The organism is Streptomyces sp. NPDC008139, from assembly GCF_042957025.1.
Taxonomy (GTDB): domain Bacteria; phylum Actinomycetota; class Actinomycetes; order Streptomycetales; family Streptomycetaceae; genus Actinacidiphila.
Genome location: NZ_JBIBHM010000012.1, coordinates 170,659 through 184,904, shown reverse-complemented (window position 1 = coordinate 184,904; position 14,246 = coordinate 170,659). Strand labels below are relative to the sequence as shown.

Genomic DNA, 14,246 nt, shown 5'->3' with positions numbered 1-14,246 from the left:
TCAGTCCAGTTCGGTCAGCCGGGTCAGGGTGTAGCCGGCGATGCCCTGGCCGGCGGCGATCGCGTCGTCGTCCTTGACGCCCGCGGTGCCGTTGTTGGGACCGGCGATCGTCGTGTAGAGGTAGCGGTCGTGGACGGCGTGGGTCACCGCGCACGCGACCTTCTCGCAGAAGTTCGGGATGCCCGACTTGTTGGTGAGCGGGATCAGTTCGCCCTTGAAGGCGCTGTTCACCACGGTCGCTTCCTTGGCGCTGGGGAAGACCATCACGCCGACGGTCACCGACGACTTCGCCGAGGTGTAGGTGGCGAGCACTACCTGGGCGCACTTGTTCGGACCGAGCGTCGGACCGAGACCGCTGCGGGTGGCCTTCCAGCACGGCGCTTCGTGGCTGGTGGTCTTCCGCGTGAAGGTCTGGCCGTTGACCCGCGTGGACGTGTCGGAGAAGAGGTCCTTGCCCTGCATCGTGGGTGTCGAGGTGCCGCTCGGCGATCCGCTCGGTTCCGTGCTCGGCGAATCGCTGGCGGAATCGCTCGGCTGGACGGCCGGTGCGGTCGTCTGCTTGTCCTTGTCGTCCTTGGCGACGGTGTCGTCGTCCTTCTTGGACCCGCCCATCAGGAACAGCGCGGCGCCGCCCGCCAGCGCCAGGATCACGACGGCGGAGACGACGATGATCAGCATCCGCTTCTTGCGCGCCCGCTGCTCGGCCACGTGCTGGTCCGCGAGCGCCGACCAGTCGGGCTCGTTGGGGTTGGGCACATACGGTTGCGGATGCGGGATCTGCGGAACCCCGGGCCTGATCTCGTACGGAGAACCCTGGTGGACCGGCTGCGAGAACTGGGTCGGGGGGAAGCCGTAGCCCGGTTGTGCCGGTCGCGCCGGTTGCGTCTGCTGCGCCGGTTGTACGGGCGGTGTCTGCCGCACAGGTGGCGTCTGCTGCTGGTCGACCTGCGGTACGGCACCGTTCTGGTGCGGTATGCGAGGATCTTCCGGGGGCCCCGTGGGAGTACTCATGGCCGGAGGAGTTCGCCTTTCCCGTCACTCATTTCGGTGAATCATAGCGTCAGACATGTACGGGAGGTGTCTTCTCCCCTTATTGGGGCGCATCGGGAGTGACCGGCCACGGGCTCAGGGTGAGGGAATCAAGTCCCTTCCGGAATGCGGCTTTGGTCTGCGGATTGACGTCGAAGCGGTAGTCGTACTGGCCGCCTTCGTCCACGCTGTGCTGGAACCACACGAAGCCGATCACATTGGGCGTCCGCTTGATCCAGCGGAAGAGGTCGGCGGTCCAGCCGGGTTGCTGCGGTCCCGGTGAACTCCCGGTCTCGCTCAGCAGGATCGGCTTGTGCGAGAACTTCGTGATCTCGTCCACCGTGGGCTGGATCACCTCGGTGGCCGTCTTCTCGCCGAAGCCGTAGCCGTCGACACCGATCCAGTCGACGTAACTGTCGCCGGGGTAGAGCGGTTTGAGCGGGACGCCGCGGGCGCCGCGGAGCGCGTTCGGGCTCCAGACCCAGATCACCTCGGTCGCGCCCACGGCCTGGAAGAGGTCGTGGATGTGCCGCCACGCCTTCACGTAGTCGCCCTGTGAGTTGCCGCTGTTCTTCTCGGACCAGGGGTACCAGTCGCCGTTCATCTCGTGCGCGAAGCGCAGGGCGATCGGCTGTCCCGCCGCTTTGACCTGGCGTGCGAATCGGATCACATAGGAGTCGAACGACCCCGACGCGATCTTCTTCAGCGAGTACTCCGGCTGGTCGGCGGCCCGTGACTTGGCGAACGGCTCCCAGGTGAGCAAGGGCACCGCGCCCTGTTTGTAACTGAGTTCGGCGTCGGCGGCGGAGAAATCCTCGTTCCAGCCCTGGTAGTACTCCAGCATTCGCGGGTGACGCCCCGACGCCACGGTCACGGCCGCGGTGGTCGCCCATGCCGGTGCGTGGAATGTCGCGACGCCGAAATAGACGCCTTTCGGATGCAGATACTCCGCCTTGCTCAGTGTTTTGGTGCGCGTCACGGGGTCTGCGGCAGATGTTCCGGAAGGCGTGGACTGTGAGGGATTGCCGGAGTCGTCGATGCGCTCCTGGCCCCCGGAGGAGCACGCGGCCAGCGGCAGCAGCAGGGCGCCCACGAGCGCGCTTGCCAGGGCGTTCACCAGGAAGGGCCGCCGCCGCGTCCCTCGCGTGAGCACATTCATTCCCGGCCATTCTGCTCGGCGAACCGTCACGGGAAGCATCTCATCAGACGAACCTATGGTCGTCTCTAGGTGTCCGGGCGGTGCGGCCGTGGCCGGTTCCACGAGCCGGGCCTCCGGGTCGGCTGGCCCCTCGCGCACCGAACCGGTGCGACGACCGCACGGGCGCGGAGGCGCGGAGGCGCGGAGGCGCAAAACGGTGCCGGGACGGGGTGAGTCACGTGCGAGACGGAAGTGACAGGGGTCCGATGGACACAGGACCTACACGACTGTGACCTGGATTTCACCGCTCCGGTCGTCTGTCCAGGTAATTCGCCGCCGGACGGAACGGACTTGTCATCGGGGTGTAACACAGCTCACGCGACAGGGCCGTTGTGTACGTGGCAGGGGCGTTACTCAAGGTGATCCCGTGAGGGACGCTAAGGTTCATATGATAAAAATCGTGTCACCACTTACGCTCTCTGCGGCACGCCGCCTTGTATGTGGCTCGGGGGAATCGGCGCGATAAGGAAGACATGCTGGCGTTCTTGCTGGAGATCCGTGAGTTGCGGCTCCAGGGGGTGGTGTACCCCTTCGCCGCCTTCATGGCGCTGATCTGGTTGCTGTGGCTGATCAAGGTCGTCCTCGCGCGTCGCTACAAGCCGTGGAAGCGCCCTTTCCAGACCACCACCTCCGTGATCATTCCGGTGGTGGACGAGCCCGAGGACCTTTTCCGCGAGGTCGTCGGCCGGATCATCGACCAGCGGCCGACCGAGATCATCGTGGTCATCAACGGCCGCCGCAACGAGGCGCTTGAGCACATCTGCGACGACCTCGGCGTGTTCTGGCGTTGGACCCCCGTCCCCGGCAAGCGCAACGCGCTCAAGGTCGGCCTGGCCGAGTCCAGCGGCGAGATCGCCGTACTCGTCGACTCCGACACCATCTGGACCGCCAACACCCTCAGCGAACTGGTCAAGCCCTTCCGCGACCCCCAGATCGGCGGGGTGACGACCCGTCAGCGCATCCTCCAGCCGAGCCGCACCGTGCTCACCCGCTGGGCGGACTGGCTGGAGAGCGTGCGCTGCCAGTACGCGATGCCCGCGATGAGCGTGCTCGGCACCGTCGGCTGTCTGCCCGGCCGCACCATCGCCTTCCGCAGCCACATCCTCTTCGACTGCATGGACGCCTTCCTCGGCGAGAAGTTCCTCGGCGTCTTCCTGGAGGTGAGCGACGACCGCACGCTCACCAACTACACGCTCAAGGCCGGGTACAAGACCGTCTACCAGTCCACGTCGCTCGTCTACACCGACGCCCCGCTCCAGTTGAAGAAGCTGGCCAAGCAGCAGTACCGCTGGGCGCGGGGCTCGCAGTACAACACGCTGCGGATGATGCCGTGGATGCTGCGCAACGCGAAGATGCTCGCGCTGTTCTACTTCGCCGACGTCGCGGTCCCCTTCGTGCTGCTCGGCACCTTCGCCTCCTGGCTGATCGCCGCCTTCCACCGGGGCCGGCCCACCATCTACCAGGACCTGCCGCTGCCCAGCGACCCCACGAAGTCACTGGTGCTGCTCCTCGCGCTGGCCGCCGTGATGTCCCTGTTCTCGCTGATGTTCCGCTTCGGGCGGCACTTCGCCTACCGGCCGCAGGACCTGCTCTTCCTGCCCACCTTCATGGTGATCAACACCCTGCTGCTGCTCCCCGTGCGCCTGCTCGGCTTCTTCCGCTGCGCGCACAACGCGAGTTGGGGCACCCGCGCCGACAGCTTCGCGGGCGAGAAGTCCCACAGCGCCCTGGTCCTGGTGCCGTACGTGATCGGCGGCCTCATGCTCGGGGGGTCGGTGATGATGAGTGTCTAGCCACAACGGGCCGGCCGCCAACCGGTCCGGGAGCCGGGTGGAGGCCAAGCGACGGCGCAAGAAGCCGTCGCACTGGTGGAGTCGCGGCACCGGCATCCGGCTGCGGATCTGGATGGCCGTCAACGCGGTCCTGCTCTCCGCGCTGTCCTACGGCGTCTACATGGCAGTCGTCTCCAACGCGGAGAGCACCGGCTACTCCGGACTCGGCGGCGGCAGCAAGAGCAACCCGGGACTGCTGGACCGGCTCAAGGGCAAGAGCGACCCGAACGTGCCGACCAAGCAGCAGTTCATGAAGCCGGACGGCATCTACTTCGGCGCGGCCACCGTCAAGGCCCCCTACGACGCCAAGGAACTGGACGAGTTCACCACCGACGACGGCGGCATCCGGCCGACCATGGCCTCGTACTTCCTCGACTGGGAGCACGAGTTCAACCCGTACTCGATGACGGCGGCCTACGAGCACGGCACGCTCCCCGTGCTGACCTGGGAGCCCTGGGCGGGCGGGGTGCAGAATCCGGCGGGCGGCGTCATCCTCGACACGAACACCGATCAGCCCAAGTTCCGGCTCGCCAACATCATCAGCGGCAAGCTCGACGCCTACATCACCCGTACGGCCACGGCCATCGCCGACGCCAAGTGGCCCCTGGTGCTGCGCCTCGCGCACGAGATGAACGGCGGTTGGTACCCCTGGTCGGAGGCGGTGAACGGCAACAAGCCCGGCGAGTACGTGCAGGCGTGGCGGCACGTCCACGATCTGTTCGACAAGGCCGGGGCCACCAATGTGATCTGGACCTGGTCGCCGAACATCATCCGTCCGAAGCCAAAGGTGAAACTCCAGCCGTACTACCCGGGCGACGACTACGTCGACTGGATCGGCATGACCGGCTACGGCGTGCGCGAGAAGACCCCCGCGATCACCTTCGGCGCGACGATCAAGCAGGTGCGGACCTTCGCCGACAAGCCGCTGATCATCATGGAGACCGGCGCGCAGATCGACAAGCAGCAACTGAACTGGGTCCGGGCCTTCTTCCCCTGGCTCCAGGCCCATCCGGACGTCGTCGGCTTCATCTGGATGCAGAAGGACCGGGACACCGGCGCCCGCGCCAACTGGCGCTTCACCTCCAGCAAGGCCGAACAGCAGGCGTTCCAGGCCGGTCTGGCCACGCTGCGGCTGGCGACCGGGCAGACGAAGACGTCGTCCGGTCCTTCACCGGGCGCGCCGCCGAGCGGTTCACCCGGCACCTCCCCGTCTTCCGGGAGCACCCCATGAACGAGCGGGAAGTGCTGGATCCCCACCCCGATCACCCCGACACCATCCCCATCTCGATCATTCCGCAGCCGCGGAACTCCCATCACGACCAGGGCGAGTGGGAGATCCAGGACGACAGCACCGGGGAACGCCCTGTCTCGGGCGGGCGTGCGGCGCGTCGGCGGGAGGAGAAGCGCCAGGAGGAGAAGCGGCGCGGGATGGGCCGCGCCGCGATCATGCTGCCGCCGATGCTGGTGACGCTCGTCGCGGGCGGGTACCGGGTGGGCGCGGCGCAGGTCAGGGAGGACGAGGCGGCGACGTGGTGGGCGGCGCATCTGTCGTGGTCGGACCTCGGGCGGCTGCTGGACAACACCGATGTGGTGCTGGCGCCGTACTACGTGCTGATGCACATCTGGGTCTCGGTCGCCGGGAGTTCGCCCGCGATGCTGCGGGTGCCGTCGGTGGTGGCGATGGCGGTGACGGCGGGACTGCTGGCGCTGCTCGGCCGCCGGATGTTCGACGCGCCGACCGGGCTGGTCGCGGGCCTGGTGTTCGCGGTGCTGCCGGTGACGACGCGATTCGCGCAGGAGGCACGGCCGTTCGCGCTGGCGGCGCTGTCGGTGGTGGCCGGGGCGCTGCTGCTGTACCGGGCGCTGGACCATGTGGGCGCGGACCGGTGGGGCGGATACGCGTTCGGGATGCTGTCCACGGGGCTGTTCCACCCGGTGGCGGCCACGGTCGTGGTGGCGTATCTGCTGATCACGCTGGCCACCGAACGCCAGCGCACCGGGGCGTGGTTGGCGGTGACGCTGGTGCCGGTCGCGCCGCTCTTCGCGGTGCTGATGCTGGCGCGCGGCCAGAATCACCAGGACCCGCAGGGCGGCACCGATGTGCACGCGCTGCTGCGGCTGCCGCAGGAGCTGCTCGGCTCGCAGCACGTCGCCCTCGCGGTGGGCGGCCTGGCGCTGCTCGGGGTGCTGCTCGGCCGCAGGAACGGCGCACCGCTGCTCGTGTGGGCGGTGCTGCCGCCGGTCGCGCTGTTCGGACTGCGCTCGTACGGCAACCTGTTCACGCCGTCGTACTTCGTCTTCACCGTGCCCGCCGTCGCGCTGCTCGCGGGCGCCGGGGTGTGCGGTCTGGCCAAGCTGCTGCCGGGCAAGGAGCGCGGGGCGGCGACCCGGCAGATCGTGCTCGGCGCGGTCGCCGCCGTCGCCGTGGCCGCGGTATCGCTGTCGGCCTTCAACGGCCTGCGCACCGACCCGCGGCCCGGACTCCCCGACTACCAGGCGGCGTCGGCCTGGCTGCGGACACAGACGCGCGGCGGCGACGGGGTCGTCTACAGCGGTGAGCTGGACAAGGCGATGCGGGGCACCGCGTACCAACTGCGCGCCGTGGCCGACCCGCCGGACGCGGTGTACGTGACGGTGTCGCCGCAGCGGGACGGTACGTACACCGGACAGCCGTGCTCCGCGCCCGTGGTGTGCACCAAGGACGTCCAGCGGATCTGGCTGGTGGCCACCGCGCCGCGCACGCCGTACGCGGGGATGACGGCCGACGAGGGGAAATTCCTCCAGACCGAGTACAAGGCGGGCACCGCGAAGGACTTCGAGGGCGGCCTGCGGATTACGCTGTTCGACCGGCTGCCGCGGAAGTCGGCGCGTTAGCCGGTGCGTTGGGCCCAACGGAGCGGGGCCGGGCCCGACGGGGCGGGCGCGGGGCGTCCAGGGGAATCGTCGGGGGAACGGGTGACGGAGGCGGGGGAGCATGCTCGGGGGAAGACGCGACCGGTGGACGCGGGGAGGTCCGCTCGTCAACTGGCCGGGGCGGCTGTCCAGCCCCTTCTACGGCCAGGTCTGGAGCCGGGCGAAGTACGTCGTGCCCGCCGCGGTCCTCGCGCTGCTGATCGGGGTCGCCGCGCTCGCCTGGGGTGACGGCGGGGACGGGGGGGACGACCGTATCGCGGGAGCCGACCGGGCGGCCGACAGCGGCGCGGGCGACGCCGACGGGGTGTCGACCATCGCGCCGGGACCGCCGCGGACCGCCGTGCCCGACAAGGACGCCATCCGCCGACCGCCCGCCGGGACCACGTACTTCGGCGTCGCCAAGCCCGACGCGCCCTGGAATTCGGCCGTCCTGGCAGGAGTCGGCCGCGACGCGGGCGGCGTCACGCCCAACATGGTGGAGTACTACGTCAATTGGACCCGCGGCTTCGACCCGGACCCGGTCCGCGCCGCCTACGCCCAGCACGCCGTGCCCGTCGTCTCCTGGGAACCGTGGGCGGGCTCCGCGAAGGGCACCGAGCAGCCCTCGTACGCGCTGCGCACCATCATCGACGGCGCCCACGACCCGTACATCAGGTCCTTCGCCGAGGCCGTCAAAGCCAACCGCTTCCCGATCGCGCTGCGCTTCGCCCACGAGATGAACGGCCACTGGTATCCGTGGGCCGAGCCCAACGGCGGCAACAAACCCGGTGAGTACGTCGCCGCGTGGAAGCACGTCCACGACATCTTCCAGCAGGCCGGCGCCACCAATGTGATCTGGGTCTGGGCCCCGAACACGCTGCGCGGCGCGGACGACATCAGCCTGAAGTCCCTGTATCCGGGCGACCGTTACGTCGACTGGGTCGGCCTCGACGCCTACGGGGTCGCCGAGCGCACGGCGGGCGAACTCCTCAACCCGTCGGTGAACGCCCTGCGCGCATTCACCGCGAAGCCGCTGCTGATCACCGAGACCGGCGCTCGGCCCGGCGGGCGCAAGGCCCCCTGGATCGCCAGCCTCTTCCCGTGGCTCGCGAGCCGCCACGACGTCATCGGCTTCATCTGGTTCCAGTACACCCACGCCGAAGGCGGCGGCTCCGACTGGACGTTCATGTCCGGCGCCGCGGCGCAGGAGTCCTTCAAGGCGGGAGCGAAGGCGTTGCGGCTGGCGCAAGTGCCGTGACGCGTAGGGCCGTTGGTACGCGAGCCGCCCCGCCCCGAGCGGCTTCACCACCACGTGGAGCGACGACTTCAACGGCGCCGCCAACACCGGCTTGGACACCGGGACATGGCGCTACGACGCCGGTGAGGGCTGGACCTTCGGGGCCGGCGAGATCGAGACGACGGGGACGGCGTTCGGCTGTACGGCGACCTGTTGCGCGGCCGGTTGTGCGGCCGGTTGTGCGGCCGTTTGTGCCGCCGCGGTCCGGGTCGCCGTCTGTGGGGAGACGGTGCCCTTTCCTGCGGCGGACGCCGACGCCCGCAGCGAACCGGGCAGGGCCACCGCGGCCATCGCGCTGACGGCGACTAATCCGACGCCCAGCCGTTTCGGCAAGCGCTTGTCTCTCATCGACATGCCTGCTCCTTGTGTGGGGGGTTGCGTGAGAGCGCTCTCTCCACGTGAGAGTCGGCCTTGCCCCAGCCCCTGTCAAGGCTTCCGGCAACGTTTACGGAGCCGTCCGCGCGCCGTACGGGAGGAGGACGGTGCCCCGCCAGGAAGGTATGCGGCAGCGGTGTGCACCCAGTGCAATTCCGGGCCGTGCCCGTCCCCGTGGGGCGCGGGTCTGCGTAGCGTGGCAGCTCTGTCCGTCGAGGGGAGTGCGCGGTGTCGGGACGTCCGGAGAAGGAGATGGCGCCGGGCGACGACCCGGTACGCCAACTGGCGCGCGAGCTCCGCGACTTGCGGGAGGCGGCGGGCAAGCCCACATACCGGACGATGGCCAGGGGTGCGGGTTTCGGCGCGAGCACGCTGTCGCGGGCCGCCTCCGGCGAGACGCTGGCGACGCTGCCGGTGGTCCTGGCGTACGTCCGCGCGTGCGGCGGCGATCCGGCCGACTGGGAGCAGCGCTGGCGGGCGGCGGCCACGCTGGCCGCGGGGCCGCGCGACTCCGAGGACGGCGACGACCCGGCGCCCTACCGGGGCCTGGCCCGGTTCGAAGCGGGCGACGCCGACATCTTCTTCGGCCGCGACCGCCTCACCGACCGCCTGCTGGAACTCACCGCCCGCCGCCGCTTCACCGCCGTCTTCGGCCCCTCCGGCAGCGGCAAGTCCTCCCTCCTGCGCGCCGGCCTCATCCCCCGCCTCCAGCAAGTCGCCGACCCCGCCACCCGCCCCGCCGCCCTCCGCATCCTCACCCCCGGCGCCCATCCGCTCCGCGACCACGCCCCCCACCTGACGCCTGCGGCGAGCTCCACGTACGGCCGCGCGGCCAGCACCGCGGGCGGTCCTGCGACCGGCTTGGAGGGCGGTCGTGCGACGGGCACGTCGGCCGATCCGGAGGGTGGTCCCGCGACCGCCTCGGCCGCGGGTGCGGCGATGGATTCGACCGACGGTCGGGCGGCTGGGCTTGCGGCTGGTCCGGGACCCGGCCCGGCGGGCGGTCCGGCGACTGGGCACGTGATCGGCTCCGAGCCCAGCCCGGAGGGCGGTCGCCCTGCCGGGCACGCGTCCGGTCCGGCGTCCGGCTTGGCGGGCGGTCGTGCGACGTTCACCGCTGGTCCGGCGGCTGGGTACGCGGCTGACGCGGAGCCCGGCTCGACCGGCGGTACGGCGACAGGGCACGTGACCGGCTCGGAGGGCGCTTGGGCGGCGGGGGGCACGGCTGGCTCCACGGCCGGTCCGGCGATCGGCTCGACCGGCGGTCGGGGTGCTGGTCCCGGACTCGGCCCGGTGGGCGGTCGGGGGGTTGGTGCGGGGTCCGGCGCGGAGGGCGACGGGGGGGATACATGGCTGATTGTGGATCAGTTCGAGGAGCTGTTCACGCTGTGTGCCGACGCGGCGGAGCGGGAGGGGTTCATTGAGCGGCTGTTGGCCGCGGCCCATCCGGCGGGGCGGACGCGGGTGGTGATCGCGGTGCGGGCGGACTTTCTGGGGCGGTGTGCGGAGCATCCGCGGCTGATCGGGGCGTTGCAGGACGCGACGCTGCTGGCGGGGCCGATGGACCGGGACGAGTTGCGGGAGGCGGTGGTGCGGCCGGCGCAGGCCGCGGGGCTGATCGTGGAGCGGGCGCTGTCCGCCCGGGTGGTCGCGGAGGTCGTGGGGGAGCCGGGCGGCCTGCCGTTGATGTCGCACGCGCTGCTGGAGACGTGGCGGCGGCGCGCCGGCCGGGCGCTGACCGAGCGGGCGTACGACGAGGCCGGTGGTCTGCACGGCGCCATCTCCCGTACGGCGGAGGGCCTTTACCACCGGCTCACCGCCGAGCAGGCGGCCCTCGCGCGCCGCGTGCTGCTCCGCCTGGTCATGCCGGGCGACGGCACCCCCGACACCCGCAGACCGGTGGACCGCGCCGAACTCGCCCTGGGCGCGGACGACACCGCCGTCGTCCTGGACGAGCTGGCCAGGGCCCGGCTGATCACCGTGGACGACGGGACCGTCGACCTCGCCCACGAAGCCCTCATCCAGGCGTGGCCACGGCTGCGCTCCTGGATCGACGCCGAGCGGGCCCGGCTGCGCGTGCACCGTCGGCTCACCGACGCGGCGGTGATGTGGCACGAACTCGACCGCGAGCCGGGCGCGTTGTACCGGGGATCGCGGCTCGCGGCGGCCGAGGAGGCGTTCCCGGCGGCGGAGGCGGACGGCGCAGCCGACGAACTGACGCCCACCGAAAGGGCGTTCCTCGACGCGAGCACCGCCGCCCGCCGCCGCGAGGAGCAGGCCGCCGCCCGAACCACCCGCAGACTGCGCGCGTTGACGGCGACCCTGTCCGTACTCCTCGTCCTGGCCGTGGCGGCCGGGGCGACGGCGTGGACGCAGAGCCGCAGCAACGAGCGGCAGCGCAGGGCCGCCGACGCCGCGCGGCAGGTCGCGCTGTCGCGGCAGCTCGCCACCACGTCGGACGCGCTCGTCGGCTCCGACCCCGAACTCGCCTCGCTGCTGGCCGTCCAGGCGTATCGCGAGAGCCCCACCACCGAGGCGGTGGTCAGCCTCGAAGCCGCCGCCGCGCTGCCCCTCAAAGCCGTCCTGCGCCCGCCGGGCCGTGAACACGACGTGGAATCCCTGGCGTTCAGCCCGGACGGCCGCACCCTCGCGACCGGCGACAGCGCGGGTGCGGTGATCCAGTGGGATGCGTCCGGCGGCCGGGTCCGCTCGACGGTCGGCCACCCGAGCGCGGGCGCGACCGCGCTGGCGTACGGCGCGGACGGCCGCACCCTCGCGATCACCGGCTGGAAGGGGGAGTTGGACCTGCGCCCGGTGTCCGCCGAAGGCGGCCGGGCGGCCAGGACCGTGGTCCTCGGCCCTGAGTCGCCGCTGGACTGGGAACTCGGCCCCGACGCCCGCACCGCCGTCACCGCGGACCGCGGCGGCGCGATCAGGCTGTGGGACGTGGCGACCGGACGTGACCGGCGGATCGACACCAGCCGCGAGAAGATCCCGGGACCGATGGCGTTCTGCGCGGGCGGGCGCGTCGTGGCGATGTCCGACGCCGGGCGGATCCGCGAGTGGGACACCCGTACCGGCCGCCCGCTGGCCGACTTCGCCGCCAGGTCGCAGACGCACGAAGTCCCGGACGACGGAGGAGACTTCCTCGACCTCGCGTGCGGCCCGGACGGCCGCAACGTGGCCACGGGGGACTTCGCCGACGGCAAGGTGCGGATCCGGGACGCGGCGACCGGCCGCGTACGCGTGGTGCTCTCCGGGCACGCGGGCCAGGTCGGCGCGCTGGCGTTCAGCCCGGACGGCCGCACTCTCGCGACCGGCGGCGACGACCGGACGGTACGGATCTGGGACGTGGCGACCGGCAGGGTCCGTGCGGTGCTGTCCGGTCACACGGGCACCGTCCGCGCGCTCGCCTTCAGCCCCGACGGCCGCACCCTCGCGACGGCGGGCGCGGACCGCACCGTGCGGCTGTGGGACGTGACGAACGGCCCCGCCGTCCTGCCCGGCGTCGCGGCGGCGGCCTTCGGCGGGGGTGGCGTCGTACTGGCCGGAACGGACGGCGGACTACGGCTGCGCGACACGGCCACCGGACATGTGCGCGTCCTGGGCGGTCCGTCCTCGGGACCGCCGCCGGTCGCGGTCGCCGTCACCAAGGGCGGCCGCACGGTGGCCAGTTGGGACGGCGACGGCTGGGTGCGGCTGTGGGACACCGTGTCGGGGCAGGTCACCGCCACCATTGCGGCGGCCGGGAACGCGGGCGGCCTGGCGTTCAGTCCAGACGGCCGTACGCTCGTCATCGCCGACTACGACGGCCGGTTGCGGCCGTGGGACGTGCGCGCGCACCGCTTCCGTACGACCTTCCGTGTGTGGATCGCACCCGGCACCGGACCCGTCTTCGGCCCGGACGGCCGGATCGTGGCCGCGCAGACCGTGGACGGCGCCGTCGCGCTCGTCGACCTGGGCACGGGGGAGACCCGGTCCATCCTCAACGGCGCTCCCGTGCACGGCAGTTCGGGCAGTATGCCCATGGTGGACTCGGGTGTCGCGCTCAGCTCCGACGGGCGCACGGCCGCCGTCGGCACCTGGGACGGCCACGTCCTGCTCGCCGACCTGACGACCGGCCGCACCCGCGCGCTGGCCACCGGCCGTACCGCGCCCGTGACGTCGGTGGCCTTCACCCCCGACCGCCGGACCGTCGCGGCGGGCGACTGGGACGGGCCCGTGCACCTCCTGGACGTGGCCACCGGACACGTGCGGGCCACGCTCACGGCGGCGCCCCGCTCCGCAGCCGACCTCGCCTTCGGCCCCGACGCGCACACGCTCCTCGTCCTCGACCCGCAACAGACCTTGCGGCTGTGGGCCGTTGACCTGCCGGACCCCGCGGCGGCCGTCACCGCCGTCTGCCGCGCGGTCGGCCGCGACCTCACCCGGCAGGAGCGCGGCACGTATCTCCCCGACGAACCGGCCCGCCCGGTCTGCGGCACCACCGCCCGCTGAGGCCCGCGCCGCGTGGGCCCGGCATTGCGCTCTCGGTCAACTCCCTTGCGCACACGGCCGATGACGGGCGGCGCGGCCCCCGGCAGACTCGGTGGCCCGGCGCACGGGGGAGGGTGCCCGGGGCCGGTGGGCCGAGAGCGCGGCGCGCGGTGCGGGTCGTCAGTGGCGACGACGATCGGGGAGGACGACCGCAGTGAGCCGCGATGGGGGCAGGGGTCGCGCCTCGGCCGACCGGTTGTGTGGGGGCGGGGAGTTCGGGCGTACGGTCGCGGTCCCAGCAGTCGTCTGCGGGGGCGGTGTGTACGGTCACGCGCTCAGCAGCCGCCTGCGGTAGGCGCCGGGCGCGACGCCGTACGCCTTCTTGAAGGCGCGGCCGAAGACGGCCGCGTCCGGGAAGCCCCACCGCGCGCAGATCCGGCTGACGCTGCGGTGCGCCATCCGAGGGTCGGCCAGATCGGCCCGGCAGCGGTCGAGCCGCTCGGCGCGGACGTGGCCGCCGACGGTACGGCCGCCGTCCTGGCGGAAGAGGTGGTGCAGGTAGCGCACCGAGATGTGGTGCGCGGAGGCGATGGCGGCGGGCGACAGCCAGGGCGCGCCGAGGTGGCGGTCGATGTACTCGTCTATGGCGCAACGGAGTTCGAGGGTGCGGGACGCGGGTACGGGCACCGGTTCCGCGAGCTGGGCCAGGAAGGCCGTGGCCAGGCTCAGCGCCGCGGAGCCGAGGCGCGCGCCTTGTGGGGCGAGCACGGAACCGGCCGCCTGGTCGGCGAGCCCTTCCACGTAGTGCGCCAGCAGCGCGGCGGGTCCGGAGTCGGAGGGGAGCGGGCGCGCGACCAGGCGCCTCAGCGACCTGGTGGGCACCGGCACCGCCTCACGCGGCAGGTGCAGCACGATCGCCCGCCCTCGCGGCGCGGCGGCTTCAACCGCCCTGACGAGCAACGGCCGTGAGGGCTCCCACAACCCCAGCTCGCCGGCCTCCAGCCGCGTACCGTCCCGGTCGCGCTCCGCGTCCCCGCCGAGGTCTCCGCCGACGTTCCCGGCAACGTTCAGGTCCGCCCGGTCCACCCCGTCCGCGCGGTCCACCCCGTCCGCCCGGCGCAGCGTCAGCGGCCCCTCCGACACCAGT

9 protein-coding genes are annotated in these 14,246 nt (G+C 71.9%); 5 read left to right on the top strand and 4 right to left on the bottom strand.

All coding sequences use genetic code 11. The features are described 5' to 3' along the window. Both ACFZBB_RS25575 and ACFZBB_RS25570 read right to left on the bottom strand, forming a co-directional pair. Positions 1 to 756, bottom strand: a complete 756-nt coding sequence (locus ACFZBB_RS25575) for a hypothetical protein (RefSeq protein WP_391126668.1) — start codon at positions 754 to 756, stop codon at positions 1 to 3. Between the two features lie 334 nt (positions 757 to 1,090). Continuing rightward, a complete protein-coding gene (locus ACFZBB_RS25570) occupies positions 1,091 to 2,188 on the bottom strand; it encodes a glycosyl hydrolase (RefSeq protein WP_391126665.1) in 1,098 nt (365 codons plus the stop codon). A 512-nt stretch (positions 2,189 to 2,700) separates the two neighbouring features. On the opposite strand from ACFZBB_RS25570, the gene ACFZBB_RS25565 reads away from it, so the two are divergent. The 4 genes from ACFZBB_RS25565 (at position 2,701) to ACFZBB_RS25550 (ending at position 8,209) form a co-directional block, all read left to right on the top strand. Beyond that, positions 2,701 to 4,020, top strand: coding sequence for a glycosyltransferase (locus ACFZBB_RS25565; RefSeq protein WP_391126663.1), 1,320 nt, complete (start codon positions 2,701 to 2,703; stop codon positions 4,018 to 4,020). Between the two features lie 37 nt (positions 4,021 to 4,057). Next, entirely contained in the window at positions 4,058 to 5,290 is a 1,233-nt protein-coding gene (locus ACFZBB_RS25560) for a glycosyl hydrolase (protein ID WP_391126660.1), read from the top strand. After that, a complete protein-coding gene (locus tag ACFZBB_RS25555; RefSeq protein WP_391126657.1) occupies positions 5,287 to 6,933 on the top strand; it encodes a glycosyltransferase family 39 protein in 1,647 nt (548 codons plus the stop codon). The genes ACFZBB_RS25560 and ACFZBB_RS25555 overlap by 4 nt, the downstream gene beginning before the upstream one ends. 100 nt (positions 6,934 to 7,033) lie before the next feature. Then, positions 7,034 to 8,209, top strand: a complete 1,176-nt coding sequence (locus ACFZBB_RS25550; RefSeq protein WP_391126654.1) for a glycosyl hydrolase — start codon at positions 7,034 to 7,036, stop codon at positions 8,207 to 8,209. A gap of 111 nt (positions 8,210 to 8,320) precedes the next feature. Here ACFZBB_RS25550 and ACFZBB_RS25545 read toward each other — a convergent pair whose 3' ends face one another. Further along, on the bottom strand, positions 8,321 to 8,602 hold the full coding sequence (locus tag ACFZBB_RS25545; protein WP_391126651.1) for a hypothetical protein: 282 nt from the start codon (positions 8,600 to 8,602) through the stop codon (positions 8,321 to 8,323). A gap of 249 nt (positions 8,603 to 8,851) precedes the next feature. On the opposite strand from ACFZBB_RS25545, the gene ACFZBB_RS25540 reads away from it, so the two are divergent. Continuing rightward, a complete protein-coding gene (locus ACFZBB_RS25540; RefSeq protein ID WP_391126648.1) occupies positions 8,852 to 13,120 on the top strand; it encodes a hypothetical protein in 4,269 nt (1,422 codons plus the stop codon). A 306-nt stretch (positions 13,121 to 13,426) separates the two neighbouring features. Here the strand turns inward: ACFZBB_RS25540 and ACFZBB_RS25535 are convergent, their stop codons facing one another. Beyond that, positions 13,427 to 14,242 carry a helix-turn-helix domain-containing protein gene (locus ACFZBB_RS25535; RefSeq protein WP_391126645.1) on the bottom strand — a complete coding sequence of 272 codons (816 nt, stop codon included), beginning with the start codon at positions 14,240 to 14,242 and terminating at the stop codon, positions 13,427 to 13,429. Positions 14,243 to 14,246: the final 4 nt, after the last annotated feature.

Excerpts from the sequence above, each read along its gene's own strand:
- ACFZBB_RS25570 (WP_391126665.1), bottom strand. The coding sequence starts at position 2,188 with ATGAATGTGCTCACGCGAGGGACGCGGCGGCGGCCCTTCCTGGTGAAC.
- ACFZBB_RS25565 (WP_391126663.1), top strand. The coding sequence starts at position 2,701 with ATGCTGGCGTTCTTGCTGGAGATCCGTGAGTTGCGGCTCCAGGGGGTG.
- ACFZBB_RS25555 (WP_391126657.1), top strand. The coding sequence starts at position 5,287 with ATGAACGAGCGGGAAGTGCTGGATCCCCACCCCGATCACCCCGACACC.
- ACFZBB_RS25550 (WP_391126654.1), top strand. The coding sequence starts at position 7,034 with ATGCTCGGGGGAAGACGCGACCGGTGGACGCGGGGAGGTCCGCTCGTC.
- ACFZBB_RS25545 (WP_391126651.1), bottom strand. The coding sequence starts at position 8,602 with ATGTCGATGAGAGACAAGCGCTTGCCGAAACGGCTGGGCGTCGGATTA.